Source organism: Tenacibaculum sp. SDUM215027, assembly GCF_050566205.1.
Lineage (GTDB): Bacteria > Bacteroidota > Bacteroidia > Flavobacteriales > Flavobacteriaceae > Polaribacter.
The window spans coordinates 1-1239 of record NZ_JBNXUE010000017.1; the positions used below are offsets into that span (position 1 = coordinate 1).

Annotated in this window: 1 pseudogene; it reads right to left on the reverse strand. The window is 39.5% G+C overall.

Annotated elements, in window-relative coordinates:
* Nucleotides 1–1239: pseudogene (locus ACQYZ7_RS16635) on the reverse strand (hypothetical protein); the annotation flags it as partial.

Here is a 1239-nt window from a genome sequence, read left to right on the forward strand (position 1 = left end):
CACAACTTACTGTTGTATCTGCTGGTAAACTCTCTACAAAGGCTGGTGCTTCTGTATCTTCTACTGTAATCACCTGAGTATGTGTCGTTGTATTTCCTGAACAATCTTGTACTGTCCAAGTTCTTGTGATTAAGTATTCCGAAGGACAAGCATCATCGTCTCCGCTTGTTATTTCACTTGGAATTACACTTACAGACGCATCACAGTTATCAGTCGCGGTTAAAATTTCCATCACTGGAATGTTATCACAACTTACCGTGATTTCTGCTGCTGGTAACGTTTCTACAAAGGCTGGTGCTTGAGTATCCTCTACTGTAATCACCTGAATATGAGTAGTAGTGTTTCCTGAACAATCTTGTACTGACCAAGTTCTTGTGATTAAGTACTCTGATGCACATTCATCATCTTGTCCTGAAAATTCTTCTGAATAGTTTACAGTTACAGACGCATCACAATTATCAATCGCGGTTAATACCGCTGCTACTGGAACTACATCACAACTTACAGTTACATCTGCTGGTAATTCCTCTACAAATACTGGTGCTGTAGTATCTTCTACTGTCACTACCTGAGTATGTGATGTGGCATTACCCGCACAATCTTGTACTGTCCAAGTTCTTGTTATTACATATACTGATGCACATTCATCATCCTGTCCTGCAAATTCTTCTGAGTAATTTACTATTACAGAAGTATCACAATTATCGGTTGCTGTTAAAACTGCTGCTGCTGGAACTGCATCACAACTTACCGTTGTATCTGTTGGTAAACTCTCTACAAACTCTGGTGCTGTTGTATCTTCTACTGTAATCACCTGAATATGAGTAGTAGTGTTTCCTGAACAATCTGATACTGTCCATTTTCTTGTTATCAAGTATTCTGAACCACAAGCATCATCGTCTCCACTAGTTACTTCAGTAGGAATTACGGTTACCGAAGCATCACAGTTATCTGTCGCTGTTAAAGTTTCCATCACTGGAATGTTATCACAACTTACCGTGATTTCTGCTGCTGGTAAACTCTCTACAAAGGCTGGCGCTTGAGTGTCTTCTACTGTGATCACTTGAATATGTGTAGTAGTGTTTCCTGAACAATCTGATACAGTCCACTTTCTTGTTATCAAGTATTCTGAACCACATGCGTCATCATCACCACTTGTTACTTCAGTAGGAATTACTGTTACTGATGCATCACAATTATCGGTTGCTGTTAAGGTTTCCATTACTGGAATGTTATCAC